21 protein-coding genes are annotated in these 26982 nt (G+C 67.5%); all 21 read right to left on the bottom strand.

The features are described from left to right. Nucleotides 1-11 precede the first annotated feature (11 nt). The 21 genes from AC1D2O_RS24785 to tssB all read right to left on the bottom strand — a co-directional run bounded on the left by AC1D2O_RS24785 (nt 12) and on the right by tssB (nt 26944). Nucleotides 12-650, bottom strand: coding sequence for a hypothetical protein (locus tag AC1D2O_RS24785; RefSeq protein WP_478085898.1), 639 nt, complete (start codon nt 648-650; stop codon nt 12-14). Beyond that, on the bottom strand, nt 647-1729 hold the full coding sequence (locus AC1D2O_RS24780; RefSeq protein ID WP_478085896.1) for a type VI secretion system protein TssA: 1083 nt from the start codon (nt 1727-1729) through the stop codon (nt 647-649). The genes AC1D2O_RS24785 and AC1D2O_RS24780 overlap by 4 nt, the downstream gene beginning before the upstream one ends. A 25-nt stretch (nt 1730-1754) precedes the next feature. Further along, nucleotides 1755-2921: a type VI secretion system baseplate subunit TssG gene (gene tssG, locus AC1D2O_RS24775; RefSeq protein WP_478085895.1), complete on the bottom strand. Its 1167-nt coding sequence runs from the start codon at nt 2919-2921 to the stop codon at nt 1755-1757. Between the two features lie 61 nt (nt 2922-2982). Beyond that, a complete protein-coding gene (tssF, locus tag AC1D2O_RS24770) occupies nt 2983-4863 on the bottom strand; it encodes a type VI secretion system baseplate subunit TssF (RefSeq protein ID WP_478158067.1) in 1881 nt (626 codons plus the stop codon). A 22-nt stretch (nt 4864-4885) separates the two neighbouring features. Then, nucleotides 4886-5539: a type VI secretion system baseplate subunit TssE gene (gene tssE / locus AC1D2O_RS24765; protein ID WP_478085892.1), complete on the bottom strand. Its 654-nt coding sequence runs from the start codon at nt 5537-5539 to the stop codon at nt 4886-4888. After that, nucleotides 5526-6404 carry a type VI secretion system accessory protein TagJ gene (locus AC1D2O_RS24760; protein ID WP_478085891.1) on the bottom strand — a complete coding sequence of 293 codons (879 nt, stop codon included), beginning with the start codon at nt 6402-6404 and terminating at the stop codon, nt 5526-5528. Before AC1D2O_RS24760 ends, tssE begins: the two co-directional genes overlap by 14 nt. Nucleotides 6405-6431: 27 nt before the next feature. Then, a complete protein-coding gene (locus tag AC1D2O_RS24755; protein WP_478085889.1) occupies nt 6432-7235 on the bottom strand; it encodes a TagK domain-containing protein in 804 nt (267 codons plus the stop codon). Then, nucleotides 7232-7972 (bottom strand): type VI secretion system-associated protein TagF, encoded by a 741-nt coding sequence (gene tagF, locus AC1D2O_RS24750; protein ID WP_478085887.1) that lies wholly within the window; start codon nt 7970-7972, stop codon nt 7232-7234. Before tagF ends, AC1D2O_RS24755 begins: the two co-directional genes overlap by 4 nt. A 9-nt stretch (nt 7973-7981) precedes the next feature. Next, nucleotides 7982-12172 (bottom strand): type VI secretion system membrane subunit TssM, encoded by a 4191-nt coding sequence (tssM, locus tag AC1D2O_RS24745; protein ID WP_478158066.1) that lies wholly within the window; start codon nt 12170-12172, stop codon nt 7982-7984. 20 nt (nt 12173-12192) lie between these two features. Beyond that, nucleotides 12193-12450 carry a PAAR domain-containing protein gene (locus AC1D2O_RS24740; protein ID WP_478085884.1) on the bottom strand — a complete coding sequence of 86 codons (258 nt, stop codon included), beginning with the start codon at nt 12448-12450 and terminating at the stop codon, nt 12193-12195. Next, nucleotides 12447-13826, bottom strand: coding sequence for a type VI secretion system protein TssL, long form (gene tssL, locus AC1D2O_RS24735; RefSeq protein WP_478158065.1), 1380 nt, complete (start codon nt 13824-13826; stop codon nt 12447-12449). The genes AC1D2O_RS24740 and tssL overlap by 4 nt, the downstream gene beginning before the upstream one ends. Before the next feature lie 52 nt (nt 13827-13878). Continuing rightward, nucleotides 13879-14373 (bottom strand): pentapeptide repeat-containing protein, encoded by a 495-nt coding sequence (locus AC1D2O_RS24730; protein WP_478085881.1) that lies wholly within the window; start codon nt 14371-14373, stop codon nt 13879-13881. Further along, the gene (locus AC1D2O_RS24725) at nt 14370-15503 is read right to left on the bottom strand and encodes an SEL1-like repeat protein (RefSeq protein WP_478158064.1); all 1134 of its coding nucleotides are present in this window, start codon (nt 15501-15503) and stop codon (nt 14370-14372) included. Before AC1D2O_RS24725 ends, AC1D2O_RS24730 begins: the two co-directional genes overlap by 4 nt. Before the next feature lie 5 nt (nt 15504-15508). Continuing rightward, on the bottom strand, nt 15509-17047 hold the full coding sequence (locus AC1D2O_RS24720) for an SEL1-like repeat protein (RefSeq protein WP_478158063.1): 1539 nt from the start codon (nt 17045-17047) through the stop codon (nt 15509-15511). A gap of 116 nt (nt 17048-17163) precedes the next feature. Continuing rightward, nucleotides 17164-19263, bottom strand: coding sequence for a phospholipase D-like domain-containing protein (locus tag AC1D2O_RS24715; protein WP_478158062.1), 2100 nt, complete (start codon nt 19261-19263; stop codon nt 17164-17166). Continuing rightward, the gene (locus tag AC1D2O_RS24710; protein WP_478092703.1) at nt 19260-22103 is read right to left on the bottom strand and encodes a type VI secretion system Vgr family protein; all 2844 of its coding nucleotides are present in this window, start codon (nt 22101-22103) and stop codon (nt 19260-19262) included. Before AC1D2O_RS24710 ends, AC1D2O_RS24715 begins: the two co-directional genes overlap by 4 nt. A gap of 41 nt (nt 22104-22144) precedes the next feature. Beyond that, on the bottom strand, nt 22145-23500 hold the full coding sequence (gene tssK / locus AC1D2O_RS24705; RefSeq protein WP_478158061.1) for a type VI secretion system baseplate subunit TssK: 1356 nt from the start codon (nt 23498-23500) through the stop codon (nt 22145-22147). Between the two features lie 37 nt (nt 23501-23537). Beyond that, entirely contained in the window at nt 23538-24134 is a 597-nt protein-coding gene (gene tssJ / locus AC1D2O_RS24700; protein WP_478092707.1) for a type VI secretion system lipoprotein TssJ, read from the bottom strand. A gap of 122 nt (nt 24135-24256) precedes the next feature. Continuing rightward, a complete protein-coding gene (locus AC1D2O_RS24695; RefSeq protein ID WP_478092708.1) occupies nt 24257-24742 on the bottom strand; it encodes an Hcp family type VI secretion system effector in 486 nt (161 codons plus the stop codon). Between the two features lie 131 nt (nt 24743-24873). Beyond that, entirely contained in the window at nt 24874-26370 is a 1497-nt protein-coding gene (gene tssC / locus AC1D2O_RS24690; protein ID WP_478158060.1) for a type VI secretion system contractile sheath large subunit, read from the bottom strand. A 40-nt stretch (nt 26371-26410) separates the two neighbouring features. After that, a complete protein-coding gene (tssB, locus tag AC1D2O_RS24685) occupies nt 26411-26944 on the bottom strand; it encodes a type VI secretion system contractile sheath small subunit (RefSeq protein WP_478088112.1) in 534 nt (177 codons plus the stop codon). Nucleotides 26945-26982: the final 38 nt, after the last annotated feature.

Below are 26982 nucleotides of genomic sequence, written 5' to 3'. Positions count from 1 at the left end.
AGCACCGCTGATCAAAGGTCGCGCAACACGGGCTTGGTCGGTGCCGGCAAGATCCGCTTTCGGGGCCGGCCTGCCATCGGAACTTCAGCCGGCAGCGCATCGATCTCTTCGTCACTGAGTTCGACCGCAGGCGCTTCGGGCTCGAACGCGGGCCGAGGGCGTGGCAACGGCGTCTGCATCAGCTCGGGCGGCCGTGCGGACGTGGCTGGCGCCGATGCCACCGGCGATCGCGGCGCCGCACGCTGTGTATCGCCACTCGGCAGCGGCCCCTTCGCCGATTGTGCAGACATCACATGGAGCAACGCGCGGAACTCCTGGGCGCGGCGCTCCTCCTGGTCCGCCTGCCAGCGCCGCAGTTCCTCCGCTCGGGCCCGATCACGTTCGGCCTGCTGCCGTTCCTGAAACTCGAGCTCGATCTGGATGGCCTGGCGCACGGCCTGGGCGACGTCCGCGTTGCGTCCCGGCGCGTCCACCGGCTGCGGCCACCCTTGCGCCGATGCCGGCAGATCCCGCAGCGCCAGCCGGATCTGCTCGCCGAATGCGGCTCGAAGCCGGCGCACGCACCACCATGCCACCACCGAGGCCCCTGTCAGGACCGCCAGCAGGCACCCGAACCAGAGGATGGCCATGAACTGACCCCAATCACTCATGCTTGGGCTCCTTCGCCAGCTGTGTCATCGTCCAACTCCCATTTCTTCAGCAGGTCCAAGGGGATCGCGTCGGCCACCTCGTAGAAGCGCTTGCCTACCATGCGCTCGGCCTGCTTGAGCAGCACGGCCACGGGGCTGCTCGGCTCATGCGTTTCGAACCACTCGCGCGCCGAGCGGATGCGGCCCAGGATCTCGACGCGCGTCGCGGCGGCTTGGCCGGACCGCGACCAGGTCCCCGGATCGGTCGACGCCGAGGCATCCGCGCGCCAGCCTCCCTCGTGCGGCGCCGCCTGGATATTCGCCGACGTGTTCTCCAATGTGGCGGCGTTCGCCGTCTCCGGTGTGGCGAACATGTCCAGCAATCGAACCAGCGGCTGCAGCGAAGGCGCGTCTTCGCCCAGATTGCTCTTGCTCCAGGCATCGATCGCGCGCGCATGCTGCGCGGCTTGCGCAAGCAGCTTCACAGGCGCCTGTGCATCCCGCCCGGCGGCCGCATGCAGCGCAAGCAACTGCAGGCTCACCGACTCCGGGCTCTGCGCATCGGCGGGCCGCGGCACGGCAAAGGCCCGCTCGACATCGCGCACCGTCAGGCGCAAGGCGGTGCTGGTGGCGACCACGATCTCGCGCACGTCGCTCATCAATCCCTCGGGATCGACCAGCGCGGCCAGCGCGTTGGCACGCACCTCGGGGTCGGCCTGGCCCTCGATCACGAGTTGCGGGTGGATGGCGTCGGGCCAGGTGCGCAATGCCGCTTCCAGCATGGAAAGCACCTGTGCAAGCCCCGCGGCCTGGCTCTGGCGCGCGCGTGCGCGGCAGAGCCACACGAACAGGCCGATGTCCTTGGTCCGCAGCAGCAGGCGACGGCAGTCACGCTCGATCTCGGCCCAGTTGGGCGCATCGGAACTGCCGACGAACTTGCCGTACTGCGCTTCGCCGCGCGGCGTCATGCGCGACAGGAGCACCGCGTATTCGGCGTCATATTCCAGACTGGCGCCACAGGGCTGGCTGTTGCTGATCGGCTGCAGCCAGTCGGGGACCGCGGCCGCGGGCGAGCTCGAGGGATCGGAAGCGTGAATCATGGATCTGGATCGAAATGAAGTGAGCTCACTGAATGCTGGAGGGGCCATGGCAGGTACGCAGGCCGATGTATTCCTCCGGCTCGAACACCATGCCGACCGCGTAGTCGGGGCCGCCGACTCCCGGCCGGCCGTGCACGACGCCGAGCCCCGCGCCCTCCGAGCCGCCCAGCCAGGTCGACCAGCCGAGCTTCTCCTTGTCTTCGAGGCGCGCAGGCGGCGCGCTGTCGTTGCGCACGCGCAGTTCGATCTCCCAGACGAACTCGAAGCCGATGAAGCCGCGCACCCACTCGACCAGCATCGGAAGATCCTTGCCTTGCGGCGTAAAGCGAAGGTACTGCTCGAGGCTCAGGGGCCCGATCACCAACCGGAACTTGTTTTGGCGATCGGCCACCACCTCGCCGGCGATGGCGCCCAGGCCCATCACGCTCGACGTGCGCGGCACGCCCAGGTGGGTCTGGTCCTCGGCATCGATGCGGATCCAGTGCATCACGAATTCCTGCAGCTGCACCGGCACCGCGAAGAAGCGCGCCAGCGTGGACGCCAGGCCGTCGGGGTTGCGCGCTTCGCGGCTCAGGTGGGTGGAGGCGGCCAGGCGCGCGTGCGCAGGCAGTACCGAATCCCGGATCTCGAGCGGATCGTGGCCGGTCAGCCGCGCGATGTAGCGGCTGAAGGTCTCGTCGTCGGCACGGTCGAGTCCGGCCGCCGCCTGGCTCTGTGCCCAGGCCCGGTACATGTGCGTGAGAAAGCGGTGGTGGAAGATGTCGAGGAAGTCGGCCAGCGTGCTGTCGCGGTGGTTCTCGGTGCGGTCGCGCACGAGTTCGGTGTAGTGCAGCGGCAGCGGCCCGTTGGGCCCGAGCAGCCCGAGCCCGTACAACCGCACCATCGGCAGCGCCGGGTTGTTGCCGGTGCGCGCCGGCGCACTGCCGGTCCCCGGCGACGGCACGCTCGCGCCCGGCAGCGCCACCTCGGCGATCTCGCGCGGCGCGAAGCTCAGCGCCGCGGTCTGGCCGAGCCTGAAGCGCTCCTGCTGCGGGCGGCTGGCCCGCCCGATGGGCGGCAGCTCGGGATGCAGCGCGCCGAAGCGGCGCATCAGCACCGTGAAGCCGAACTTCCAAGGTGCCTGGCGCAGCCGCTCCAGCGTGGTCTGCAGGGCCGGGGCGCCAGCCGCCTCCGGCGGGCTCGGAGCGTTCATAAGGCAACCTCCGTGCTTCGCACTGCGGTGCGAGCCCCCTTCGGAGCGGCCGGGCGGGGGCTCATGCCACCCCTCGCCCGCCCATGCGCACCGGCCAGCGCGCGACGGTGCCCCGCTGCATCGACTCGAGCACGGTCTGGGTGAACACGTTGATGCTGACGTGCCGCGCAAGATAGTGCTCAAGCACCAGCCCGAACAGATAGGGGCTGGTGCCCGAGAAGCCCTGCTCGTCCACGCTCAGGATGCAGCGCACGCCGCGGCCGTAGATCAGCGGACCGGCGCCCGGCAGGCGCCGGGTGACGGGCTCGATGCGCGACCCCACCAGGCTTTCGATCTGGCGACGCTGCACGTCGTTGTCGATCGAGACGAACAGCCGCAGCATGTCGCGCAGCGCCTGCGCGCCCTCGCGGTGCGGCAGGTCGGCCAGCGGCAGGTGGTTGAAGCCGAGCTGGCGGATCAGCCGCCAGGCGATCTCGCGCTGCGCGAACGGCGACTTGGGCGTGCTCGGCGGCCGGATCAGCCCGACACCAACCACCGGGATCGACTCGGCCACGGCCAGGTCGGACTTGCCGTTGCGCGGCACCAGGCACGGCAGGTCGCGGTTGGTCAGCAGCGCCTTGACCGAGAGATAACGGATGGTGTCGGCATAGGGGGCCTCGTTCTGATCGACCAGCGAGATGAACACCTCGGTGCCGACGTAGGGCGTGCGCGTGCCGTACTTGCGCGAGGTGTCGGAGGCCAGGCGAGGCTCGCGGCGCACCGAGAAGTAGCGGCCATAGTTGCCCTCGTCCTCGTTGAGCGTCTGGTAGAGCGGCCGGAAGTCCATCGCGGCCGTGGTCTGCGCCTGCTGGCCCGCGATGCCCTTGACCGCGTAGACCTCGAAGTCGAGCGGGCGCGAGCGGTCGGGCACCAGGTGGAATTCCGGCTCCGCGGTGTTGAGTTCGATGCGGTCGGTGCGGCGCTCGAACAGATTGACCACCGGCGTGCAGAAAAGCGCGAACTGGCCGGCATCGACGAGCCCAGCCAGCGCGCCCGGCGGCCGGGTCAGCAGGATCAGCACCTCGGCCTCCTTGCCCGCCACGCGCGACAGGCCCGGGGCCAGTTGTGTCAGCGTGAAGAAGTAGAAGCGCTCCGGGCAGGCAAAGTACTCGTGCAGCAGATTGTGGCCGTGGAAGGTGTTCCATTCCAACGGCAGCAGGCCCTGCCCCGGATCGAGTCCCTCGTGCACCAGCGCACCCTCGGTCACGACGTGCGGCCGCTGCATCAATTGGCCCGGCACGCCGGTGAAGGTGGCGACCGCCGAGGTGTGCAGCAGTTCGAACAGGTGCGAAGCCACCTGCTCGTTGCCCTGCAGGTAGACCGGCAGGCGGTCGAGGCCCTTCAACGCATCGAAAGTGAGTTCGCCGACCGTGCGCAGGCGCAGGCGCAGCGCACCCGTCACCTGCACGTGGGGCGGTACGTAGCGCTCGAGCGCCGGGATGTCGGGCGGGGCGCCCGTGAGCCGGGCATCGACGATCTCGATCGGCCACAGCATCACGTCCTGGCTGGAGCGGAATTCGCAAGGCGTTTCCTCGCCCGGCGGCACCCGGGCGTGGAAAGCGGTATCGCGCGGCACCGCAAAGCCGCGCGTGAAATCGCCTTCGGTCACGCTCGGGTTCAGCTGCGCCACCGCCATCGACGGCGTCGGGCTCAGGTAGTTGGGGTACAGCACCTCGAGCAGCCGTTGCGTGAAGCGCGGGAACTCGGCATCGAGCTTGATCTGCATGCGCGCCGAAAGAAAACTGAACGATTCGATCAGCCGCTCCACGTACGGGTCGTCGACCTCCACGCCGTGCATGCCCAGCCGCCGGGCGATCTTCGGATGCGAAGCCGCGAACTCCGCGGCCGCCTCGCGCATGTAGACGAGCTCTTTGTTGTAGTAGTCGAGAAGGTCGGGGTCCATGGGGTTCCAGCAGGGCTGCGGTTCAGCCCGAGGCGCGCGACGAGGCGCGCAACGGCAGGGTGACGCTCATGCGGTTGGTTTCGAGGTCCACCGAGCTTTGGACCGTGAGCTCCAGCGGGTAGGGCTTGAGATTGATCATGGCGCGGATCTCGAACAGGAGGACGTTGTAGGACTCGGTCGCGCCCTCCTTCATCAGCGGCGAGACCTTGATGCTGCCGGGCAGCAGGCGCGGCTCGTAGTCGGTGATGGCGCGCCGGATGATCACTTCGATATCGGCCCACTTGCGCTCGGAGATATAGCTGCCGGCGAGCGGCGGCACGCCGAAGTTGACGGTCGAGGCCGCGGCCTCGGGGTGACGCGCGCGGTCGATCAGGTCTTCGGCGTTGCTGGTGTTGAGCAGGAAGGCCAGGTCGCGCTGGACGATGTCGCGCATCTGGGCGGGCGTGACGGTGTAGTCGGACGGCCGCTCGCCGGCGCGGCCGGGCGCATCGTCGCGCAGGCGATCGAAGAGCGTGGGCAGCAACTGCGCGTGGGTGCGCACTGCGCGCTCGTCGGGCGGGCGTGGAGAGCGACTGCCCGGATGGACCGGGTGCGTGCGGTGCGCGCCGCCGGCGCGAGGCAATGCGGGCGCGGGCGAGACCTCGGTGTCGGCGTCGGGGGCTTCAGCGTGCGGCATCGCCCTGCCCTCCCACGACACCGAAATCGCAATGACGCAGATCGAGCAAGGCCATGTCGCCGGCATCGGTGCTCCACATCTTCTGGCCGCGCGCCAGCACACCGGTGCGGCCGACATCGGACCAGACCGTCTCGCGCGCCATCAGCAGCGCATCGCGGTCGCCGGCATGGACCGGATAGCGCATCGGCAGGTAGGTCTTGAGCGGCGAGCCGTCGCGCAGCACCAGGTCGGCCTGGGACCAGACCAGGTCGAGCAGGCGCGCGGGGCCGGCCTTGGTGACGGACTTCAGGTCGTCGAAGGGCAGCCAGCGATAGGCACCGGCCAGGACCACCTCGCACACCGGCCCCAGGCGCGTGTCGGAATCCGAGATCCAGGCGAAGGAGGGTTGCAGGTTGCTCGCACCCGGCACGTCGGGTGCTTGTGCCAGCGCCGCCTCGCGGACCCGGTCGCCGCGCTCGATGGCCGCCGGGTCGCCACCGGTTGCCAGCTTCAAGGCCTCGGCCAGCCCTGCCACCGAAGCGGGCACCTGGCGCTCGCTGGCGATCAGCGTTGCAGGCTCGGCGCGACCCGCCAGGACATCCATGCGCTGATGCTCGGCCCGAATCAGCCCGCGCATCACATGCGCCGTGCTCTCGTGGTCACGCGAGAGGGTCGCCCACGTCTGCAATTGCTTGAGGGCACGCTCCCACTGCCCGAGCAGGCACAGCAGTTCGAACAGGAGCCAGCGGGCTTCCGAGGCCTGCGGCCTGGCGCGCACCTCGGCTTCGGCGCGAGACAGGGATTCGGACAGGGGGTGGGCCTGGGACCAGTCGCGGAAAGACTGGGAGGTGCCCGGCGCAGCGCGCGAAGAACTGGATGGATTCATGGAATGCGTGGTGGTCTTAGAAGTCAATCAAAGTGATGGCCTGTCGAGGTCGTCAAGACCCGCTGATTCGTTCGGCGCGACGACCTGGGTCGTTTTTGCCCGAGGTTCCCGCTGTTCCTCGAACGCCTTGCCAGCAGCTCGCGCGTCGAGCGTCGGCATGTGGCTGTCGGGCGACAGCGCGTGATGCTCGCGCCGTGTCAGGTTCGGGATGGCGGGCTGGCTGCCGTGCACCAGTTCCGGTGCAAAGAGGCGCAACACCTCCTGGGGCGCCTCGTCATCGAGCGGGATCGGCCGGCCCAGCGGATCGAAGCTGTCGAGCACCTTGTCGATGCCCGCGCGCGACTGCACGATGTCGCCCAACATGGGGTACTTCTCCCCGTCCCGGCTCAGCTCCTCCATGCTGGGTCCAGTCGGGCCCTCGGGCGCAGCTGCGCCCTCCCAATCGACACCCCCGGTGAGACGGGTCGGATCGCGCACCACGCGGGCGAATTCCGCGTGCAGGCCGTCGAGCAAGTCGAGCACCGACAGCTGCAGCGCGGTGGGGTCCGCGGCCGATGACGCCGGCGCCTGACCCTCCGCGGCGACATGCGCAAGGCGCGTGATGTCCAAAGGTGTTGCGGCAGGCCGTGGCGGCCGCTCACCCAGCAACTCGGCCAGGGGATCGGCCACAGGCCGCGGCAGGGCCCCGGCGATGTCGAGCACGCCGAAGGGAGCGTCGAAGGCTTGTGCCGGCCCCGAATTGCCGGACGGCGCGAGGTCGCGCAGATCGAAGGCTTCTTCCGCGGCACTTGCAGCCTCCTCTGTTTGAAGGGGTGATGAGGCGCTGTTCATGGCTCGATGCTCCAGAGGTCTGTCAACCGGTTCGCCGCGTGGACGAATCCGCCGTGGGCGTGCTGCAGCCAGAACACACAGTCCGCCTCGTCATGAAGCAGGCGGGCGGGCCAGTCGGCCCACGACAGGTGGTAGCGGGCGCCGCTCAGGTATTGCGCGGGGTCGTCTGGCGATGCGGGGCCGGCCGTGCTGTCGAGCAGCGCCATCGCGCGCAGGCACTCCGAGTCGGTGAGTTCGCGGCACCGACGGCGCGCGCCCAGCTCGCGCCAGCCCGGCGCGTGCAACCGCCACAACGCCTGCACCGAGCGCTCGAGTGGCCGCAACTCGGCCGCTCCGCGCTCCCCGGTGTGGCGCGCGACCGCCAGCGCCAGCCAGAACAGCCAGTCGCGCGGCTGCCGGGCATGGGCTTCGAAATGCCCGCGCATCCAGGCCGGATGCGCGCGCTGATACACGAGCAGCGCATGCCGGCGCCCCGCCCGGTCGGCCGAAGGCATGACCACACCGAGCACGAAGTGCGTTGGCGCGAAGGCCAGGGTGCCCGGAGGCAGCACGAAGGCGACCGGCAGCGCACTCTTCAGGTCGAGCGCCGCCATGTCGGCATGCCGGGCCAGCCAGGGTTGCCAGCCTTCGATCTCGCCGTGCCGCACGCCGCTGCGCACGAAGTCGGCATGGCCGCGCAGCTTGCCCCAGAGGGCAGGCGGCGAAACGAGAGCGTTCGCGATCAAGCGTTGCAGCATGGCGCCGGCTCAGGCAAAGCGGCCCGGGCAGCGGAAGCCCTTGAGCACATCGCTGTTGAGCGGATTGGGCTGGCTGCCCGAATGGATGTCGAGCAGCGCCTTGCGGCCGTCGAACTGGAACTCGACGCTCAGGCGTCCGGGCGTGGCGGTGTTGACGATGCGGCCTTTTTCGAGCAATCGGAACAAGGCCCAGGGCCCACGCGCCTGCACCGTCGACGTCGCCCCCGAAATGCGCGGATTGGCGGTCAGCTCGGCCGTCGAACCACCGCGCGGTCCGGGCCAGCTCACGGCAAAGGATTGCACCGGGCCATGCACATAGCGCAGGCCCTGGCCGTCGATGTCGATGATGAGATCGGTGACGCTGGGCTCCAGCTCCATCACCTTCAGCTCCATCTTCCAGGCGAACTTCTTGCCGGCCGCGTCGCGGAAGAACAGCTCGCGGATCTGGCGCGCACGGTAAAAGGCATCCAGGTTGGGGCCGCTCTGTGCGAGCAGCTTCAGCAACTCGCCGAGCAGGGTCGGGCCTGCGGTCGCGGGCTGCGGCGCAGTGCCGTTGGCCACGCCTTCGGCGCCGACCATCGCGTTGGCCATGTCGGGATGCTTGTAGCGCCAGGGCCGCACGCTGGTGTCGACGAAAGGCGCCAGGTACTTGGTGAAGAATTCGTCCGCCGCGCCGCCGGCCGCGAACACCTGCGAGAAGTCCTCGATCGAAGCGTCCTCCGCCACGGCCGCGAGCGGATAGCGGCCTTCGACGCCGCGCCGGCAGGGCTCGCTGACCTGCATCGCCATCAGGCCCATGATGCGGTCGAGCTGCGCCTGCGCCTGCTTGCGCAGGATGCCGGCCGAGCCCTCGGCCACCTTGCCGCCGCCGCTGTCGGCCAGTGCCGTCAGCACCTCCCGAAAAGGCGCCGGCAACTTGCCGGCCTCCAGCTTCAGTCGGGCGCCCACCTCGGCGCCACTGGGCGGCAGGCTGCCGGCCGTGAGCGCCGTGTCGGCCACCACCAGCGTGGTGTAGAACTCGTTGATCAGGCCCGAGATGGCTTCGAGCCCGGGCTTGGCGCTGCTGGCGCCGACGCCGGAGCTCAGCGCGATGTCGGGCTGCCCCGTGACCACCTCGCGCAGGGCGGCGAAGCGGTTGTCGACGATCTCGCGCTCCAGCCGCTCTTCGGCGCGGATGCCGAAGTTCTTGCCGATTTCGCGCGTCTTCTTGTCGAGCTCGTCGGCCGCCTTGTCGAGAAAGCTTCTCTCCTGCTGCGCCTGCACCACCAGCGGACGCGAGAGCGTGGTCTCGCGCGCCGCCGCGCGCGCCAGCCGCGACAGCGGCGAATCGGGCGCGGCCAGCTGGCGCAGCACGCTGAGGTCGAAACCCAGGCTGGTGCCGGTGACCTCGCTGCCGCCGACGGTGCGGATCGAATCGAGAAAGCGCTCCCATTCGCTCGCGTACTCGTTCAGGTACTGGCGGCGCACGTCCTCCAGCAAGGCGCTGTGGCGCAGCCTGTCTGCCGCCTCGTCCGCCGCGCCCTTCTTCAGGCTGTCCAATGCGAAGGCCGCATGGCCCTGCCCCATGACCCAAGCATCGTCGCCCAGCGCGCGCGCCACGAACTCAGGCAGGCGCTTGCTGAAGAGCTCGTGGTAGCCGTCGTAGGTGAACATGCCGGGCACGCCCTTCTCGAGCGGCTGGCCATCCGCGCGCGAGAACACCGTGCCCGCCTGCGGCCCCACGGCGCGCACAAGCGTGAACTCTTCGGGCGCCTGCTGCCGCATGGCCGCCTTGGCGCGCTCGTAGACGCGTTGCGTGGAGGTGTTGCTGTTCAGGAAGCTCTGCACCTGGCGCACCAGCGCCTCGTTCGGCAACGAAGCCGACTGCACCGGGCGCTGCCCCGAGAACAGGGCCTGCACATGGCCCACCATCGAGGCGCGGCCACCGAAGGCGGCGGCGCTCTCGGTGGTCTCCCAGTCCTTGAGCACCCAGTCGCGCACGTCGCGCGCGCCGCCGCTCATGAAGCGCTCCTTGTCGTGCAGCAGCTTGTAGACGCGCAGGGTTTCGTAGGCGCTCTTCGCGTCCTGGTCGCGCACGCTCTGCGCCAGAACGGCCTCCATGCGCTGCAGGATGGCCGGCACCAGCATGTGGTCCTGCAGCTGGGCATAGGTCTGGGACGAAGCCTCCAGCACCGGCGGCACGCTGTACAGGCCGTAGAGATGGCTGAGCGGCGGGTTGTCCACGTCCAGGCCCGGATGGCCCGGCAATTCGCGCGCGCCGTTGAGCACGTCGGGCACGCCGGTGGGCTTGAAGCTGGCGTACAGGGCGCGCACATGGCCCATCAGCGCCTGGGCCCGTTGGCCCACGGTCGCCAGGTAGTCCTTGTTGTGGCCGAAGCTCAGGGTCAGCGCACCGGCCAGCCACAGGAAGACCACCACCGCCAGCGCATGCCCCAGCAGGCGCAGCAAGCGGAAGCGGAACTCCCAGCGCAGGTTGGGGCGCACCAGATGCGCCTCGGGGATGATGACCTTGGTGAGCAGGTCTTGCAGGAAGAAGCCCTGCTTGCCGCGATCGGCATCGGTGACGATCGGCACGCTCGCGGCCGCCTTTGCAGACTGCGTCTCGGTGGACGATGCCTCGGCGTCTGGCGATGCGCCGCCCTGCTTGGCCCCTTCGGTCGAATCGGCTGCCGGCGGCGTTGCCATTGCCGATTCCGTCGCCTGCGCCTCCTTGTCCTTGCGCGGCGAGGCGCGGCCCGCTGGCTCCAGGCTTTGCCACAGGCGCTGCATCAGCGTGCTCTTGTCCGCGAAGACGGGTTCCAGGGCCTGCACGCCGCTCGTGAAGTACACGCCGCGCAGCGTGTTGTGCAGTTGGGTGGTGTCGTAGCGCGAATCCAGGAAGATCTCGTCGATCGCCTCGACCAGGGGTTGGATCAGGCCCTGCAACTCCTGCGGCAGGCCCAGCAGCCGATGGCGGCGCTCGATGTCGTATTCCTCGTTCAGCCGGGGCCGCAGTCCTTCATGGAGGCGGCCCACGAGAAGACCGAACTCGGCGTCGAGTTTCGTGCGCAGGGCGTCGCGTCGGGCGGCGAAGTCGGCAGCCGAGTTCTGCGGCCTGCCCTTGAGCCCCTCATAGGGCAGAGTGAAGCCCCAGGTCTGGGCGCGACCTTCGCTGGTGAGCGACTGGAAGTACTCCGAGAAGCCGCTCAGCAGGTCGGCCTTGGTGACGACCACGTACACCGGAAAGCGGATGCCCAGTTCCTGGCGCAGCTCGGCCAGCCGGTCGCGCACCATGCCGGCGTGTTGCCGGCGCTCGATGTCGGTCCTGCGCAGCAGCTCGGCCGTGTTGAGCGCCACGATCGCACCGTTGATCGGCGCGCGCGTGCGGTGCTTGCGCAGCAGGCCGAGAAAACCGCGCCACTCGATGGTGTTGGCGGCGTCGCTGTCCTGCGTGGTGTAGCGGCCCGCGGTGTCGATCAGCACCGCCTCGTTGCTGAGCCACCAGTCGCAGTTCAGCGTGCCGGCGCCGGATGCGAAAGCCGCGCTGCCCGAGGGCCCGCTCATCTTGCGCGGCAACGGAAACTGCAGGCCCGAGTTCAGCAGCGCAGTGGTCTTGCCGGCGTCGGGACTGCCGACGATCATGTACCAGGGCAGGTCGTACAGGTAGCGCTTGCCTTCGAAGAGACGACGCAGTCCACCGGTGCCCCGCAGGTTCCTGAGCTGCGCGAGCGCTCCCTGGACCACGCTGGTGACGCTCTTGAGCTGCTCCTTGGTGTCCTGCCGGAGCTTCTCTTTCTCGGACTTGGCGGTGAAGAACTTGGCGATCGCCCCCGGGTCCGCCTTGACGGCCTGCCACAGCTTGTAGAGCCAGTAGACCGCGCAGAGCCCCACGATCACGCCGATCACCGTCGCGCGCACCCACACGGGCTGGAGCGGTCGCGCCGTGCCCAGCGAGAGCAGCGGCCCGGCATGCCAGGTGAGCAGGCACAGGGCCGCCACGCCTGCGAGGCTGACCGGCGCGGAAGCCAACCACAGGATCGCGAAGGCCAGCAGCAGCACCAGAAGGCTGACGCGCACGCCGACCCCTGCCAGCGGCCGCAGGCCGTCCACCGCGATCAGCGGGCCGACGAACCAGATCGCTAGGCCCAGCACCACCAGAGCGATGAAGGCCAGCATGGCGCGGGAAAAAAAGAAGGCGAGAAAGGATCTGAGGTATTGCATGAGAACTTGTCCTGGGTGGCTCAGCCGACCGTCTGGTCGACGGAGCCGATCAGCACCGAGCCGCAGGCCGTGCGGTGCCCTTCGAGCGCCACCGGCCGGCCGCCGATGTCGTGGCCCGGCTCGCCTTCGACGATCTTGTTGACGCCGTGCAGCGGGCAGTCCACTTCGTCGCCCAGCCGGGCGACGGGCCTGTCCTGCACGGTGTGGTCGGCGGCGCCGGAGATCACCTTGCCGCCATGGGTGGTGGCGTCGCCCACCACGATCACGCGCCGACTCATGGCTTCGCTCCAGCGTCGCTGCCGGGCGGCGCGCGGCCGCTCGTCGGCGCGGGCGCATCGCCCTGCGTCACCACGATGTCCACGCGCCGGTTGCGCGCACGCCCTGGCGCCGTGGCGTTGTCGGCCATCGGCTGCGTGTCGCCCCTGCCCTCCACTACCAGGCGGTCGAGGGCCACGCCGCGGCTCTTGAGCACCTCCGCCACGGCGGCGGCGCGCTGCTCGCTGAGCGCCTGGTTGTCGGGAAACTGGCGCGTCCTGATCGGCCGGTTGTCCGAGTGCCCCGTGATGCGCACGGTGCCCGAGACCTCGTTGATCTCGCTGGCCACCTTGGCGATCGTGGGCAGCAGCCTGGCGTTGACCCGCGCCTGGCCCGGCACGAACATGTCGTCGCCCTTGAAGCTGACCGCGCTGTGCGCGTCGTCTTCTTCCACGCTCACGCTGCCGCGCGCGATCTCGGGCGCCAGCAGCTCCTTCAGCCGCAGCGACCTGTGCGCGGGCGCCGGTGGCGGGGGTGGCGGACGCAGCGCGCCGATGGCGCGGATGCTGGCCTCGACCTCGGTGCTGCTGTGCACGAGCTGGTACTTGTACCAGGCGTACTGCCCCAGCAGCCCCAGCGACAGCAGCGACACCGTGACCCACACCGGCACCGTGCGCAGCAGCCGGAACCTGCCCGCGCCCACACCCTTCCAGTGCGGAGACAGCGCGCGCGGTACGTCGCCGCGTGCGCGCATGACGATGTCGTAGAGACGATGGCGGATGGTTTCGAGCTGGCGCGGGCCGTTGGTGGCCGAGTGGTAGCGGCCCTCGAAGCCCAGGGCCAGGATGAAGAACAACAGGTCGAGAAGATCGATGTGCTCCTGCGGCGAGGCCGCCAGCCGGCCGATGAGGAGGAAGACCTTTTCTCCGCCCTTGTGGTCGTCGTGGAATTTCTGCGCCAGTTGCTGTTTGGCCCAGACACCGGTGCTGCCGCCCACTCCGCCGCCCCAGGCGGTGCGATTGGCGGCTTCGTCGATGGCGGTGCACAGCGCATAGCTGGCCGCCACCACGTGCTCGTTCCGGATCTGGGCATTGCTGCACACCATCTGGAAGGTGGTGACTTCGCGCACCAGCAGACGGTGCAGCACGTCGACCCGGTCGGCGGCGAGTTCCCTGGGCATATCGCAGAGCGCGCGCAGCAAGGGCTGCGCGGCTTCGAGCAAGGGGTTTTGCGCGGCCTTGACGGCGGCAAGGCGGGCGTCCTGGGGAGGTTCGGGCGCCAGTTGGATGACTTGGGGCCCGGCCTGCGACGAGGCCTTCGCGCCAGGGAGGTCGCCATCGCCACCTTGCGCAGCTTCGCCGCCGATGGCGGGCGAGCCGAATTCTTCATTTACGTTCATGGAAAACCAGAGAAGAGAGAGAGGACGGAATGCAGGGGAGAGGAAACACCCTTCAATTGATTCGTGCGTGGGTGAGTTCCATGTCCTCGAATTGACTCCCCGTGAAGTCGACACCGTCGCCGTGCAGGTCGCGGGCGCGCACCCGTCTTCCCCTGCAGTCCAGCAAGCGCACCTGGGACCAGCGGCTGGTATCGAAGTTCAGGTCGGTCCACTGACACCGATCGAAGGTGCATTGACTGAAGGTGCTGCCCCTGAACTGCAATTGCGAGAAGCTGCAGTCGACAAAGGCACAGCCGTTGATGACGATGCGCTGCAGGTCGCACTGGCTGAACGAGCAGCCCGTGAACCGACACGAAGTCCAGTTCGCGCCGCGGAAAGTGATGGAAGCGAAGCTGCTGCCGCTGAATCGGCTGGCGTCGAAGGTGATCAGGTCGAGGTCGAGGCCAGCGTAGGCATTGCCATCGCTTTGGCTCGCGACGCCGGCTGGCGCGCCGCCAGTGCCGTTGCGCCACTCCTGGTGGTCGAGAATGATCTTCTGTGCGCTCATGACATTTCTCCGTTCGAACTTCTGTCTTCCGTGCTGATGACTTCGTCCTGAAGCGGTGCGGACCGCAGGGGCCGCACGTAGCCTTCGGGGATGTGGGCGCGCCCGACCCGGTGGGCGCCGGGCGTGGACTGCACCACCGGCTTGACGACCACGGTCTTGGCGGCGTCGATCAGGCTCTTGCGCTTGCCGTCCCAGAAGGGCAGATCGGCCGGCGGCAGCGGGAGGACCTTGTCGAGGTTGGGGAAGCGCAGATCCGGGTTCAGTTCGAGGGCATCACCCAGAACGCTATAGCGCTTGGCGCGAGCGCGGTCGATCAGATTGCCGGTGAGGGGCCCAACCTGAGTGAAGGCAGAGGACAGGCCATTGGCCGCATCACCGCTGCCGAACTTGACGCCTTCATGGTAGATCGACAGGGCCCGGGCATTGTCTTCGTCGAGCGCGGCATCTGCTCCCTCCGTTGTCAGAGCCAGTTGGTAGGCGGCATCGCCACTGCCTTGCGCGAAGGCACACTCCAACATCTTGAGGCCCACCTTGCGATTGGCCCAAACGCCCATCTGCTCGCTGTCATAAACCGCAACCAACTTCTTCCCGATATAGGTCTGCGCCGCGGGGCTGCCCATGTCTGCCGCCAGTTGCCAGAAGCCGTAGGCTCGATCGGTGTCCGGTTTGACCCCAATGCCGCTTTGGTGGTACGTGCCCATCATGTCGAAGGCCGCGGGCACGCCCTGATTCATCAGGCCTTCGATCAGGAGCACTGCACGCTCGGTGTCGCGTGGCACACCCAGGCCGCGCTTGTAGAGGTTCGCGAGATTCATCGCCGCCTTCCAGTGCCCCAGGGCAGCGGCCTGCTCCCACAACTGCACCGCCAGCTTGTAGTCGCGGTCATCGAACCACAGCTCGTAGCTCGTGGCAGTCAAGCCCTGCTGGAACAGACGATCGGCCTCGTCCGTGATCGGCGGCAGCTTGGCTGCTTCGTGCACGCACGTGAAGTCGTCGCGATACGGATTGAAGGCCTTGAGGTTCATGTTGCGCGGCAGATCGTTCATGGCGCAAGCGGTCACGGCCACACAGGCCTGCAGCGCAACGAAGGCCGCGATCGGTCGAGGGATGACGAGTCGAAGCAACTTCAAGGCAATCACCCCAGCGTCACGTGCACATGCCCCGAGCGATCCGCCCGGTTGGCCTCACCGCGCCAATACCAGCGCAGATCCCTGGCCTGCACCGTCAACCCGCCCGCCTCGTGCAGCGCGGCCGGCACAGGGAACGCCTGCCCGCGCTCGACATAGGCTTGCCGCCAGTGGCTGTAGAACACCGCGCGCTGCGGGTGCCCTTCCTTCAGGCGTGCCGACCAGATGCCGGTCTGCGGACAGGGTGCCGTGCCGCTGCAGCTCAGAGGCGCCTCCGGCCCCGGCACATAGCGCGCCCGGCCTTGCGACACATACGGGTGAACCGGTGGCTGCGTGGGCGGAACCGGAATGCCCGCGTAATGCCATTCGACTTGCCGCGAGTCCTCCGCGAACAGGCCCATGGCCTCTCGGAAGTCGTCGAAGATCTCGCCGCGCGCGTAGCGCTGCGGCAGCTGCGCACTGTTCCAGACCGCGAGGTCCTCGCCCTGCTGTGCGCGCACCTGGGGCCGCCAGTAGCCGCTGAAGTACGCGCGGGTGGTCGCCGGTGTGTCGACGCTCGCGCTGGTGCCCATGACCTCGGCCTGGAGTGGCACAGGTTGCCGGGGCAGCACATGGCCTTCGGGGATGTGGGCGCGCCCGACCCGGTCGGCGCCGGGCGTGGACTGCACCACCGGCTTGACGACCACGGTCTTGGCGGCGTCGATCAGGCTGTTGCGCTTGCCGTCCCAGAAGGGCAGATCGGCCGGCGGCAGCGGGAGCACCTTGTCGAGGTTGGGGAAGCGAAGGTCGGGGTTGTGCTCGAGGGCTTCGTAAAGGGTGCTGTACCGATCAGCGCGAGCGCGATCGATGAGATTGCCAGTCAGAGGGCGTTGGAGGCCAAAGCTGACAGACAAGGCGCGAGCGCTATCTCGACTGCCGAACTTAGCGCCTTCGTGGTAGACCAATAGTGCGCGGGCGTAGTTTTTGTCTCCAAGACTCAGCGTTTGCCCCAACCTATACGCTGCATCTCCATACCCTTGTGCGAATGCGCATTCCAGCATCTTGCGCGCCACCGCGCGGTTGGCCCACACGCCCATCTGCTCGCTGTTGTATGCAGCGTCCAGCCTCTTGCCGATATAGGTCTGTGCCGAAGCGTTACCCATGTCCGCCGCCAGTTGCCAGAACCCGTAGGCCCGATCGACGTCCGGTATTACTCCGATGCCGCTCTGGTGATAAGTGCCCATCATGTCGAAAGCGGCCGGCACGCCCTGCTTCATCAAGCCTTCGATCAAGAGGACTGCTTGCTCGGTGTCGCGTGACACACCCAGGCCTCGCTTGTACAAATCCGCGAGATTCATCGCCGCCTTCCAGTGCCCCAGCGCAGCGGCCTGCTCCCACAACTGTGCCGCCAGCTTGTAGTCGCGGTCATCGGGCCACAGCTCGTAGCTCGTGGCGGTCAAGCCCTGCTGGAACAGACGATCGGCTTCGTCCGCAATCGGCGGCAGCTTGGCCGCTTCGTGTACGCAAGTGAAGGCGGCACGGTGCGGGTTGAAGGCCTTCAGGCGCATGTTGCGAGGTAGGTCGTTCATGGCACAAGCGGTCATAGTCAGGGTAAAGAAAGCCAGCAGCACAGCGAATGCCGCGAGCGGTCGGAGAAGGAGACGCTGGAGCAGCTTCAAGGCAGTCAACCCAATCGGATGTTGCTCGTGCGTTTGTCGTGGAAAGCGACGAGAAAGCAAGTCAGTTGGAGGCCGTTTTCTTTGTTCCACAGGTTGTTGTTCGCCTCTTCCTGCCAGCGTTGAAACGTCAGAGCCATCACCTTCTGATCCGTCGCCACCCCGCCCGCGAACTGACCCTGCGTGTGCTGCCCCCACACCCGCTCTCTCAGCCCCCTGGCCGTGGCCGCGTCATCGCTGGCGATATTGATCTCGCTGTCCACCGCGAAGCTGCGCACATTCAGGTTCGCGCTGCCCAGCGTGAACATGCTGTCGTCGATGATCATCAGCTTGCTGTGGATGTAGATCTCGCGGTAGCGCATGGCGTGCGCCATGTCGATCTCCTTCTGGCGTGGGCGAGGCTTCGTCGGCGGCATGCTGTTGGCGGCGCTGCCCGCCCCCTGAGATTTCTTGAAGTCCTTCATCGCACGTTCGTACACGGCCTGCGCCCGATCGACCGTGTCGAAGACCGGGAACTTGCTCCGGGACCATTCCGGGTCCCAGGTCCACAGGCTCGCCACCAGGCTGCGCATGCCGTACTGGCTTTCCAGCTCCTGGCGCACGGCCTCGGCATCCTTGCCGCCGCCCGCGTCCTTGTAGGTCTGGGCGAGCTCCGACAGTGGCTTCGGCGGCGGGATGGCGAAGGGATACCTTTCTCGCGCCTTCTGCACAGCGTCGTAGTGCGTGGCGTCGAAGCGGGCGATCTCCGCATCCAGCGCCTTCGACTGGTTGGGCATCGACGCGCCATGGCCCAGTTCGGTCACGGTGTCGTGCGTGCGCGGCACCATCTGCGCGCGCTCCGGCGTAGGGATCACGGCCATCACGTGCAGCTTGGGCACCTCCGCCGGGTCCATCCTGGCCGCCTTGCAGCCCTTGACGTACTCGTCGCGCTGCGCCTTCAGATGGCTGACCCAGGCCGCGTTCTGGAAGTACTGGTTCTCCACGTAGACGTAGTGGCGCGCGAAGCTGCCGGCCTGGCTGTACAGCCGTTGAATGGATTTCTCGCTGCCCTCGCCCGCGGGAAGGGTGCGCGCGATCAACGCCCGATGGCGCGGGGTCGCGAGGTTTTGCGTCAGGTTCTTCGGCGGGGCCTCGAAGTCGCAGCTGCGGCTCAGGTTGCGGCCCGCGCCCTTGCCGCGGGCTTCGGCCTTGTTCCACGCGTCGGTGAAGTTCTTGCATACCGCCACCAGCACCTCGCCTTCGACGCGGCAGGCATAGTCCTGGAAAGGTTTGAGGCCGGGCTCCTCGTCGTTGGCGCCTTCCCAGCTCTCGCCGCGCTGGGGTTCGTGGAAGGCGTGTTTGGTCGTGTCCCAATAGTCGGTGACCGAGTTCAGCCCCATGACGTAGCCGCAGGGCTTGGCGCCTTCGTAGTCGATGACGATGGTCTTCTGGTGATGGGTCGCCAGGTATTCCATGCCCAGGCGCTCGATGGCGCCCAGGCTCCAGCTGCCCGACTCTCCCTTCAGGCTGGCCACCACGTCCTGATGCACGCCGCCGCGCGTGCGCAGCGACACGCCTGCCATCTGGCCGGCCACCACCCGGCGATACCAGTTCGCGTTGAACACCTCGCGCTGGTCGCGGTTGTCGGTGGGCCGCGGCTGTTCCCGCAGGCTGCCCGCGGGCAGCACCGCCGCCGCCATGCCGCGCGAGGCCGCGGCCTTGAGTTCGTAGGGCGCATCCCTCCCGTAGCCGGGCATGTTGTTCACCATCGGGCTGCCCACCGCGTCGTGCCATGCCAGCAGCCGGACCTCCACGCCCCGCTTCGCCGCGTCTTCCAGCAGGCGGCCCCAGGTCTCGCCGCGCGGCCAGTCCGTCGCCATCTTGCGGGTCAGCTCCATCGCCGGATCGAAGCCCCAGCAGATGATGTCGATGCTGCGCTGGGCGTTGCGGATGTCCTCGGCGATCTGCGCAAAGGCCAGTTCGCCGCAGATGAACACCTCCAGGTTGTTTTGGTGAAACACCCGTGCCTTCCCGTCCTTGGCCTTCTCCAGGCACCATTGCGCACTGCCGCTGGCCTTGCGCGACGCTTCGCTCAAGGGAACGCACGAGATGGTCTGGGTGTCGCTCATTGCTTTCCTTCCTCGGTGTCCTGGCGGTGCTGGAAATGCGCCATGCGGTCCTGCGTGCTGCCTTGGGCCGCGCGATAGCCGCGGGCGGCGAGCCTGTCGTCCGCGGCGTCGAGTTGCGCCTTGACGGGCAGTTCGTATTCGTGGCCATTGGCGAGCTTGACCTTGTACGCAGCGGTGCCGCTCTGGTGGTCTTCGATGAGCACCGCACCGTGCGCATCGGTCACGCCATCACGGACCTTGGCGCCGTCCTTGTACAAGGCGTAGGGCTCGAGGCTCAGCGGCCGGCCGTCCTGCGCGTGCGATAGCAGTACGAAGCTCAGCACATTCTTGTGGTGCAGTTCCTTGAGGCTCGACATGCCGTTCACGACAGGTGTAGGCACGTTCTTCGGTCCGACCATGCTGTGGCTTGCGGCGTACTCGATGTGCCGGCCCGAGGTGGCCTGCTCATTGCCCGCGGCGTTCAGGCGGATGTAGCTGCCACCCCCGTTCAACATCAGTTCTTCCTTGGCGCTGATGGTGATCGTGTTCGCCGTCTGTGTGATGTTCAGCTTGGCGATCAGGTTGATGCTCTCTTTCAGCGCCTTGATGTCGATGTCGCCGCCGAAGGCGAACAGCCGTATCCCCGCCTGATAGGCGAACAGCCGGATCGCGTCCTTGACGCTGGCCAGCAGGCTCTTGCCGGCCGAGATGCTGGTGTGGCCGCCGCTGGTGAGCGCCGTGTGCTCGTCGCTGGCGATGTGGGTGGAGCCCGCCGTGGTGCTTTCGATGCCGGCCGGGCTGGCGAACATCATGTGGGGTTCGGCGAGTTCGGGGAAGTGACCTTCGCCCGTGGAGCCATCACCCTTGATGGCGTCGTTCTGCGCCCTGAGGGCTTTGGTGACTTCATCCTGGTCGCCGGCCTCATGGGCTTCGGCCTGCTGCGCCGAACCGGACAGCGCGTCGTGCTGGTCATGCCCGGCCGTCAGGCGTGCCACGGTTTCATCCATGTCCTTGGCATGGCCCTGGGCATTGGGCCGGGCTTCGGTGGTGAAGAGCGCCCCGGCCTGGGCGCGGAACACTGCGTGGCCGTCGGTGCGTACCTCGATGCCTTCGCCTCGCGAGTCCTTGCGCCCGGTGTTGTCTTCGATGCGGGTGATGTAGCCCGCGCTGAAGGAGCTGCTCAGGTGGTCGCTCTTGAGCTGCACCTGGATTTTGCCGGGCGTGTCGTCCAGCACGACGTGGTTGCTGCGGCCGGCCGCGCTGTTGCCGCCTTCCTCGGTGAGTTCGCGCGAACGGATGCCCGAGAGCGCGCTCTGACCGGGCAGCGCCCACGGCGGCAGGTTGTTCTGGTTGTGGACGCGGCCCGTGCAGATGGGCAAGTCCGGATCGCCGTCGAGGAAGCTGACGATGACTTCCTGGCCGATGCGCGGCACATGAACGCCGCCGAGCTGGTTGCCCGCCCATTCGCTGGAGACCCGAACCCAGCAGGTCGAATGCTGGTTCTTCTGGCCCAGCCGGTCCCAGGGGAAATGCACCTTGATGCGGCCGTACTGGTCGGTCCAGAGGTTCTGGCCTTCGGGGCCGACGACCAGGGCCGATTGCGGGCCACGAACGAAGGGCTTGGGCTGGGTGAGCGCGGGGCGCAGGGGCTCGGTGACGGGGTGGGCCGTGAAGTCGACTTCGACCTTCCATTGCTGCTTGCGCCCGGGCGCAGCGTCCTTGATCTGGCTGTCCTGGGCCACGTCCTCGATCAGAAAGTGCGTGTCGAGGATGAGGTACTCGGCATTGGCCTTCTGGCGCGGGTGCTTCGCCAGCTTGAAGGTGAAGCCGGGCACCATGCCGCGCAGGTTGCCGCTGGCCCTGGCCCTGGCGCCGTGGGTGCGCAGGGCCTGCATGCGCAGCAGCGCCAGCTGGCGGCCTTCGTCCTGCGGGTCGTTGGCCTCGGCGCTGCCGGCCCTGGGCTGGGCGTAGTGGCTGCCTCCACGGCCTGCGTGCCACTCGTAGACCTCGCCGTCGGCCTGGCCCGTGGGACGCGGGTCGCTGCGCGATTGGGTGAGGTCGGCACGCGGGCGGGTGTAGTCGTAGTCCCGGGTGGTGTAGCGCCCGCTGGTCAGCTGGTGCTCGGGCACGAAGCTGTGGAGGTATTCGGCATCGATCTTCCAGCCGGGTGCGTGGTACTCGACCTGCCGGTAGGCCTCGCTGTCGCTTTTGCGGTAGGCGGCCATGGCGTCGCTGAGCACCAGCCGGTGCTTGCCCTCGCTGTGCTCGAAGTGGTAGCTGATGCCCCATTCCTGGCACAGGCGGATGAAGAACGCGAGGTCGCTCTCGTTGTACTGGGTCTGGTAGTCGCGCGGGGGGTAGCTGTCGAACAGGCGCTTGTCGACCGAAAAGGGGTAGGCGCCGAGCAGTTCGTCGAGGATGTCGACCACGGTCTTGTTCTGGAAGATTTTGCAATCGGTGCTTTGGTCCAGCAGATGCAGCCAGGGGCGCAGCATGAGCTTGTACTGGAGGTGCCGCCCCTCCTCGCCCCAGAAGGCCGCGACCGCGATCACGGCGTTGATCTGGCGAGTGCCGGCGCCCACGCGATCGACGCTGGCGCCGACCGCGCCGGGAATGAACTCGCCCGAGCCGTCGAGCTGGATGCTGCAGCTGATCTCGCGCCCGATGAAGTCGTCGAGATCGAAGTCGGCCGCGCCGCTGGCGCCGAGGTTCAAGGCATCGGGCGTTTTGAGCAGAAGCTCGTATTCGAACAGGCTGTTGAGGCCTTCGCGGCCCGACAGGCGCACGGGCTCCAGCGCCGGGCGGCCCAGGACGACCGGGATCGCCGGGGATTCGATGGACAGGGTGTGGTTGCTCGACATGATGGGTCTCCTCTACGTGATGGCGCCGCGGTGCGGCGGGGCTACTTCTCTCGCACGCCCCAGAGCTCCATGCGCAAGCCCGGGATCTCTCCGGCGATGTGCAGCGCGAGACCGCCGTGCTTGAGCAGGTGTTCCCACAAAGGCCCGCGCGAATCGATCTGGAAATAGACGAAGCCGGCGTTGAACGGGATCTGCCGCGGCGGCACCGGCAACGCCTGCAGCGGGATCCCGGGCAGGTGCGAGCGGATGAGCTCGGGCAGGCGGTCGCTGGGGCCGACCTTGCAGCGCGCGGGAAACTGGCTGGCAAGCACATCGGGCGGCGCGTGGGCCGCGACGGCAAACACAAGGCTTGCAAATCCCTGCAACTCGCCGAGGTCGACGCTTGCCACGCGCACGCCATTGGGGCGATCCGCCAGCGGGATGCTTTGCGCGCTGCGCACCAGCACGTCGTTGAGCAGAGCCTGAACGTCGCCCACCAGGCCCTTGAAGGAGAGGTGCGGGTCCATGTGCTGGTAGGCCGGATGCCCTTTGGGCCGGCGCGTGCTGGCCCTGACGAAGGTGGAGAGTTCGCCGCTCAGGGTGCGCAGCGCGATGTAGAGCGCCTCGGGCGAGGTCTCGCGCACCCGCAGCCAATGCTCCAGCATCGGCTCGTAGCGATTGAGGATCTGCAGCAGCAAGAAGTCCGACACCTCGGCCGCCTCGCTGGACCTGCCGTCGCTGCCGCTGAGCCGCGCCGCCAGCGATTCGGCACGCAGGCGGCACAGGCCATGCAGGTTGGTGATCCAGTCGGCCAGCAGCGAACTCGCGCCATAGCCAGCCACAGGCGGAATCAGCTGCGCGTCGAGCGTGATGCTGCCGTCCGAGCGCAAGGTGGTCACGCGGGTCAACGGCAGGCCGATCCAGGCGTCGGTCATCTCGCGCTGCGGCAACAGGCGAAGGCGCAGGCGCGACAGCTGCACGGTCTTCGGGCCCTGCCCGACGGAGTTGGCATCGCGCAGCTCGGTGTCGAACACCGAGAAGCGCGCGAGCGATGCGCTCGACGCGGCGGCGTCGTCGAAGGTGGTTTCCTCGCCGTTGGGCGTGCGAATCGGCACCGCGAGGTAGATGAGCTGCTCCAGATGCTCGGGCAGGATCGTGAGCGGCGCGGGCGGCAGCGTCTGGCCGGGCGTGTCGAACGGCGTGCCATCAGAAAAGATGCCGCTCGCGCTCGCCAGCACCACCTTGCCCAGCGACAGCGATTCGGCATCGATGGCGTAGCGGCCGAAGCCCCAGTAGAACGGGCTCAGCGCGGCGGCGCGCTTGTGCGCCAGGTGTTCCAGGTAGCGCTCCTGCTGCTGGAACAGCTGCGGGCGCAGGAAAAGGCCTTCGCTCCAGGCGACCTTGTTGTACCAACTCATGGTGTCGTTGCTTCCGCTCGCAGGCAGTGGGGATCAATCAATGGATGGGCGTCAACCGCACGCCCTGGGCCTGCAGGTCGATCTGCAGCCTGAGCTTCTGGGCCGGCAGCACGGCCCGGTACCAGGCGGCCTCGGGTGCGGGTTCGACCTTCTGCACCGCGCGCCAGTCGGCGTGGGCGAGGTCGCGGTAGCCCGCCAGCACGCCGATCGCGGCCAGGTCGGGATGCGATTTGCGACGGATGGTCCGGACGTCGCCGGGCCGCATGATGAATTCCTCGCGCACCAGCAGGTCGCTGCCGATCAGCGCCTTGTCGTGCTGCTGGAGCGTGAAGTAGTCGGCCGACTCGAAGCCGGCTTCGGAGCGCAGTTCGTAGATGCGCACCAAGATCGGCGCCGCCCTGCCCTTGTCGTCCGGGTTCAGGTCGCTGGCCGCCGTGAGCCTGATGTCGAGCTTGGTCTGCTCCCGTGGATAGGAGAACGGCGTCGAGAACGAGGACGGCGCGGCGAAGGATGGTGCCGAGGGCAGGGACGGCGGCTCGACGGACACCGAGATCTGCGCCCGCGCCGTCAGGGCAATCGCCGCCAGCGCGCAGGCGATCGCGATGCGCCAGGGATCTGACAAGTGGAGGGCCATGCTGAACTTGGTGAGGATCGGAAAAAGGAAAAGGAGCCCCGCCCCGGTCGCGCGCGATGCGGGCATGCATCCGCGGCCGGAGGCGCGGTTCCTCGCAGGGCCCGGCATGCCGGGCCCGCGCATCAGGACTCCTTGTTGCCCTTGATGTCGTAGCCGGCCGTGATGGCGCCGGCGCTGCCGCCCTGGGCGTTCTGCACGGCGTACTCCTGCTTGACCTTCGAGAAGGACAGGCGCACGGTCTCGCGCACGCGCGATTCGTCGCTGTTGGAGCCCTTCGGCGCGACGCTGGTGATGATCACGTCGGTGAAGGTGAACTTGAGGTACTCGAGCGGGTTGCCGCCGGCCTTGCGGACCGTGAGCTTGGCTTCGGCCACGTGCTTGCCGGTCAGGCAGTACTTCATGAGGTTGGGGCTGGAGCGATCGACGTAATGGTCGAACTCCAGGTCGTCCACGGTGGCCTTGCCGGCGCCGCCGCCCGAGCCGGCGTGCATCATCGATTCCTGCGCGACCTTCCAGTTGAAGGACAGCACTTCGATCTCGTTCTTGTGGGCCGCGTCGGGCGCCTCGCCTTCGATGCCGTTGAGTTTCAGAAAGATATCTTGAGACATGAAATTCCCCTGAGCAGTATTTGCTTTTTTATGAGTGGATGGGCCGCCGCGAGCGCAGATGCGCACCGGCGTCTCTTCGTCGGGCGGCGTCTTTTTCGCGCCGCTTCATCAATGCTTGAAGACGCAGTCGCTCAGGCCGCTTCCTTGAGCGACGGCAGCTTCGCGACCAGGCGCAGCGAGACCGTGAGGCCTTCGAGCTGGAAGTGCGGACGCAGGAAGAACTTCGCGCTGTAGTAGCCCGGATTGCCTTCGATGTCCTCGACCACCACCTCGGCCGCAGCGAGCGGACGCCGCGCCTTGGTTTCCTGCGAGGAGTTGGCAGGGTCGGCGTCGACGTAATGCATGATCCATTCGTTGAGCCAGCGCTGCATCTCGTCGCGCTCCTTGAAGGTGCCGATCTTGTCGCGCACGATGCACTTGAGGTAGTGCGCAAAGCGCGTGCTCGCGAACAGGTAGGGCAGGCGCGCCGACAGGTTGGCATTGGCGGTCGCGTCCGGGTCCATGTACTCCTGCGGCTTCTGCATCGACTGCGCGCCGATGAAGGCCGCGTGGTCGGTGTTCTTGCGATGCACCAGGGGAATCAGGCCGGCCTTGGCGAGTTCGGCTTCGCGCCGATCCGAGATCGCGATCTCGGTCGGGCACTTCATGTCGAAGCCGCCGTCGTCGGTCGGGAAGGTGTGGCAGGGCAGGTTCTCGACCGTGCCGCCCGATTCGACGCCGCGGATCATGGTGCACCAGCCGTAGAGCTTGAAGCTGCGGTTGATGTTGACGGCCATGGCGTAGGCCGCATTGCTCCACACGTAGTTGCGGTGGTCCGCGCCTTCGGTTTCTTCCTCGAAGTCAAACTCGTCGACCGGGTTCGTCTTCACGCCGTAGGGCAGGCGCGCCAGGAAGCGCGGCATGGCCAGGCCGACGTAGCGCGAGTCCTCGGTCTCGCGCAGCGAATTCCACGGCGCATGTTCGAGGTTCGAGGTGATCTTGGCCAGGTCGCGCGGGTTGGCGAGTTCCTGCCACGACTCCATGCCGAGCAGCGCCGGCGACGAGCCCGCAATGAAAGGCGCATGCGATGCGGCTGAGATCTTGGCGATGGCGGCCAGCAGTTCGACGTCGGCCGGCGTGTGATCGAAGTAGTAGTCGGCGACCAGGCAGCCGTAGGGCTCGCCGCCGAGTTGCCCGTATTCCTCTTCGTAGACGCGCTTGAAGATCGGGCTCTGGTCCCAGGCGATGCCCTTGTGGCGGCGCATGGTGCGGCGCATCTCGTCCTTCGAGATGTCCATGAAGCGGATCTTGAGCTTCTCGTCGGTCTCGGTGTTGTAGACCAGGTGGTGCATGCCGCGCCAGGCGGACTCGAGCTTCTGGAACTCTTCCTTGTGCATCACGAGGTTGATCTGCTCGGACAGCTTGCGGTCGATCTCGGCGATGACGGCCTCGATGTTGCTGTAGGCGTCGTCGGTCATCGTGGCCGCGTTGACCAGCGCCTGCTCGGCCAGGGTACGGACCGCGGCCTCGACGGCATCGCGGGCCTCTTCGGTCTTCGGCTTGAATTCCTTGTCGAGCAAGGACGAGAAATCGGAGATCTCGGCGAATTGGGTCGGGGCGCTGGGGGCCTGCTTGGTGTTGGGTTTCATGGTTCCTCCCTGTGAGACTGGATGCGTTTCGGCGCTGCGTTCAGGCAGTGGCGGCTTCGGCGCCGCTCTCGTCCGCTGCCTTGGGCTTCGGTGCCGCAGTGAGCGACTTCATCAGCGCCGGGTCCTGCATGAGCTTGTTGATCAGGCTCTCGGCCCCGGCCTTGCCATCCATGTAGGTCTGCAGGTTCGAGAGTTGCGTGCGGGCGTCGAGCAGTTGCTTGAGCGGACCGACCTTGCGCGCCACGGCGGCCGGCGAGAAGTCGTCGATGCTCTCGAAGCTCATGTCGACCATCAGGCGGCCTTCGCCAGTCAGGGTGTTGGCCACCGAGAACGCGACGCGCGGCTGGATCGCCTTCATGCGCTCGTCGAAGTTGTCGATGTCGATGTCGAGGAACTTGCGCTCGCTCACGGTGGGCAGCGGCTCGACCGGCTTGCCCGACAGGTCGGCCAGCACGCCCATGACGAAGGGCAGCTCGATCTTTTTCTCCGAGCCGTAGATCTCGACGTCGTATTCGATCTGCACACGCGGCGCTCGGTTGCGAGCGATGAATTTCTGGCTGTTCTGGTAGCTCATGAAGACTCCGGGGTTGGGGAAAGAATGGAAAGTGGCGT

It is taken from the genome of Variovorax sp. P1_G12, assembly GCF_056405555.1.
Note: the sequence above shows the minus strand (reverse complement) of the source record. Positions and strands in the feature narration are given on the sequence as shown.

Excerpts from the sequence above, each read along its gene's own strand:
- AC1D2O_RS24710 (WP_478092703.1), bottom strand. The coding sequence starts at position 22,103 with ATGTCGAGCAACCACACCCTGTCCATCGAATCCCCGGCGATCCCGGTC.
- AC1D2O_RS24695 (WP_478092708.1), bottom strand. The coding sequence starts at position 24,742 with ATGTCTCAAGATATCTTTCTGAAACTCAACGGCATCGAAGGCGAGGCG.
- AC1D2O_RS24785 (WP_478085898.1), bottom strand. The coding sequence starts at position 650 with ATGAGTGATTGGGGTCAGTTCATGGCCATCCTCTGGTTCGGGTGCCTG.
- AC1D2O_RS24780 (WP_478085896.1), bottom strand. The coding sequence starts at position 1,729 with ATGATTCACGCTTCCGATCCCTCGAGCTCGCCCGCGGCCGCGGTCCCC.
- AC1D2O_RS24760 (WP_478085891.1), bottom strand. The coding sequence starts at position 6,404 with ATGAATCCATCCAGTTCTTCGCGCGCTGCGCCGGGCACCTCCCAGTCT.
- tssJ (WP_478092707.1), bottom strand. The coding sequence starts at position 24,134 with ATGGCCCTCCACTTGTCAGATCCCTGGCGCATCGCGATCGCCTGCGCG.
- tssE (WP_478085892.1), bottom strand. The coding sequence starts at position 5,539 with ATGCCGCACGCTGAAGCCCCCGACGCCGACACCGAGGTCTCGCCCGCG.
- tssK (WP_478158061.1), bottom strand. The coding sequence starts at position 23,500 with ATGAGTTGGTACAACAAGGTCGCCTGGAGCGAAGGCCTTTTCCTGCGC.
- AC1D2O_RS24715 (WP_478158062.1), bottom strand. The coding sequence starts at position 19,263 with ATGAGCGACACCCAGACCATCTCGTGCGTTCCCTTGAGCGAAGCGTCG.
- AC1D2O_RS24720 (WP_478158063.1), bottom strand. The coding sequence starts at position 17,047 with ATGCGCCTGAAGGCCTTCAACCCGCACCGTGCCGCCTTCACTTGCGTA.
- tssL (WP_478158065.1), bottom strand. The coding sequence starts at position 13,826 with ATGAACGTAAATGAAGAATTCGGCTCGCCCGCCATCGGCGGCGAAGCT.
- tagF (WP_478085887.1), bottom strand. The coding sequence starts at position 7,972 with ATGCTGCAACGCTTGATCGCGAACGCTCTCGTTTCGCCGCCTGCCCTC.
- AC1D2O_RS24730 (WP_478085881.1), bottom strand. The coding sequence starts at position 14,373 with ATGAGCGCACAGAAGATCATTCTCGACCACCAGGAGTGGCGCAACGGC.
- AC1D2O_RS24740 (WP_478085884.1), bottom strand. The coding sequence starts at position 12,450 with ATGAGTCGGCGCGTGATCGTGGTGGGCGACGCCACCACCCATGGCGGC.
- tssF (WP_478158067.1), bottom strand. The coding sequence starts at position 4,863 with ATGGACCCCGACCTTCTCGACTACTACAACAAAGAGCTCGTCTACATG.
- AC1D2O_RS24755 (WP_478085889.1), bottom strand. The coding sequence starts at position 7,235 with ATGAACAGCGCCTCATCACCCCTTCAAACAGAGGAGGCTGCAAGTGCC.
- tssC (WP_478158060.1), bottom strand. The coding sequence starts at position 26,370 with ATGAAACCCAACACCAAGCAGGCCCCCAGCGCCCCGACCCAATTCGCC.
- tssG (WP_478085895.1), bottom strand. The coding sequence starts at position 2,921 with ATGAACGCTCCGAGCCCGCCGGAGGCGGCTGGCGCCCCGGCCCTGCAG.
- tssB (WP_478088112.1), bottom strand. The coding sequence starts at position 26,944 with ATGAGCTACCAGAACAGCCAGAAATTCATCGCTCGCAACCGAGCGCCG.
- tssM (WP_478158066.1), bottom strand. The coding sequence starts at position 12,172 with ATGCAATACCTCAGATCCTTTCTCGCCTTCTTTTTTTCCCGCGCCATG.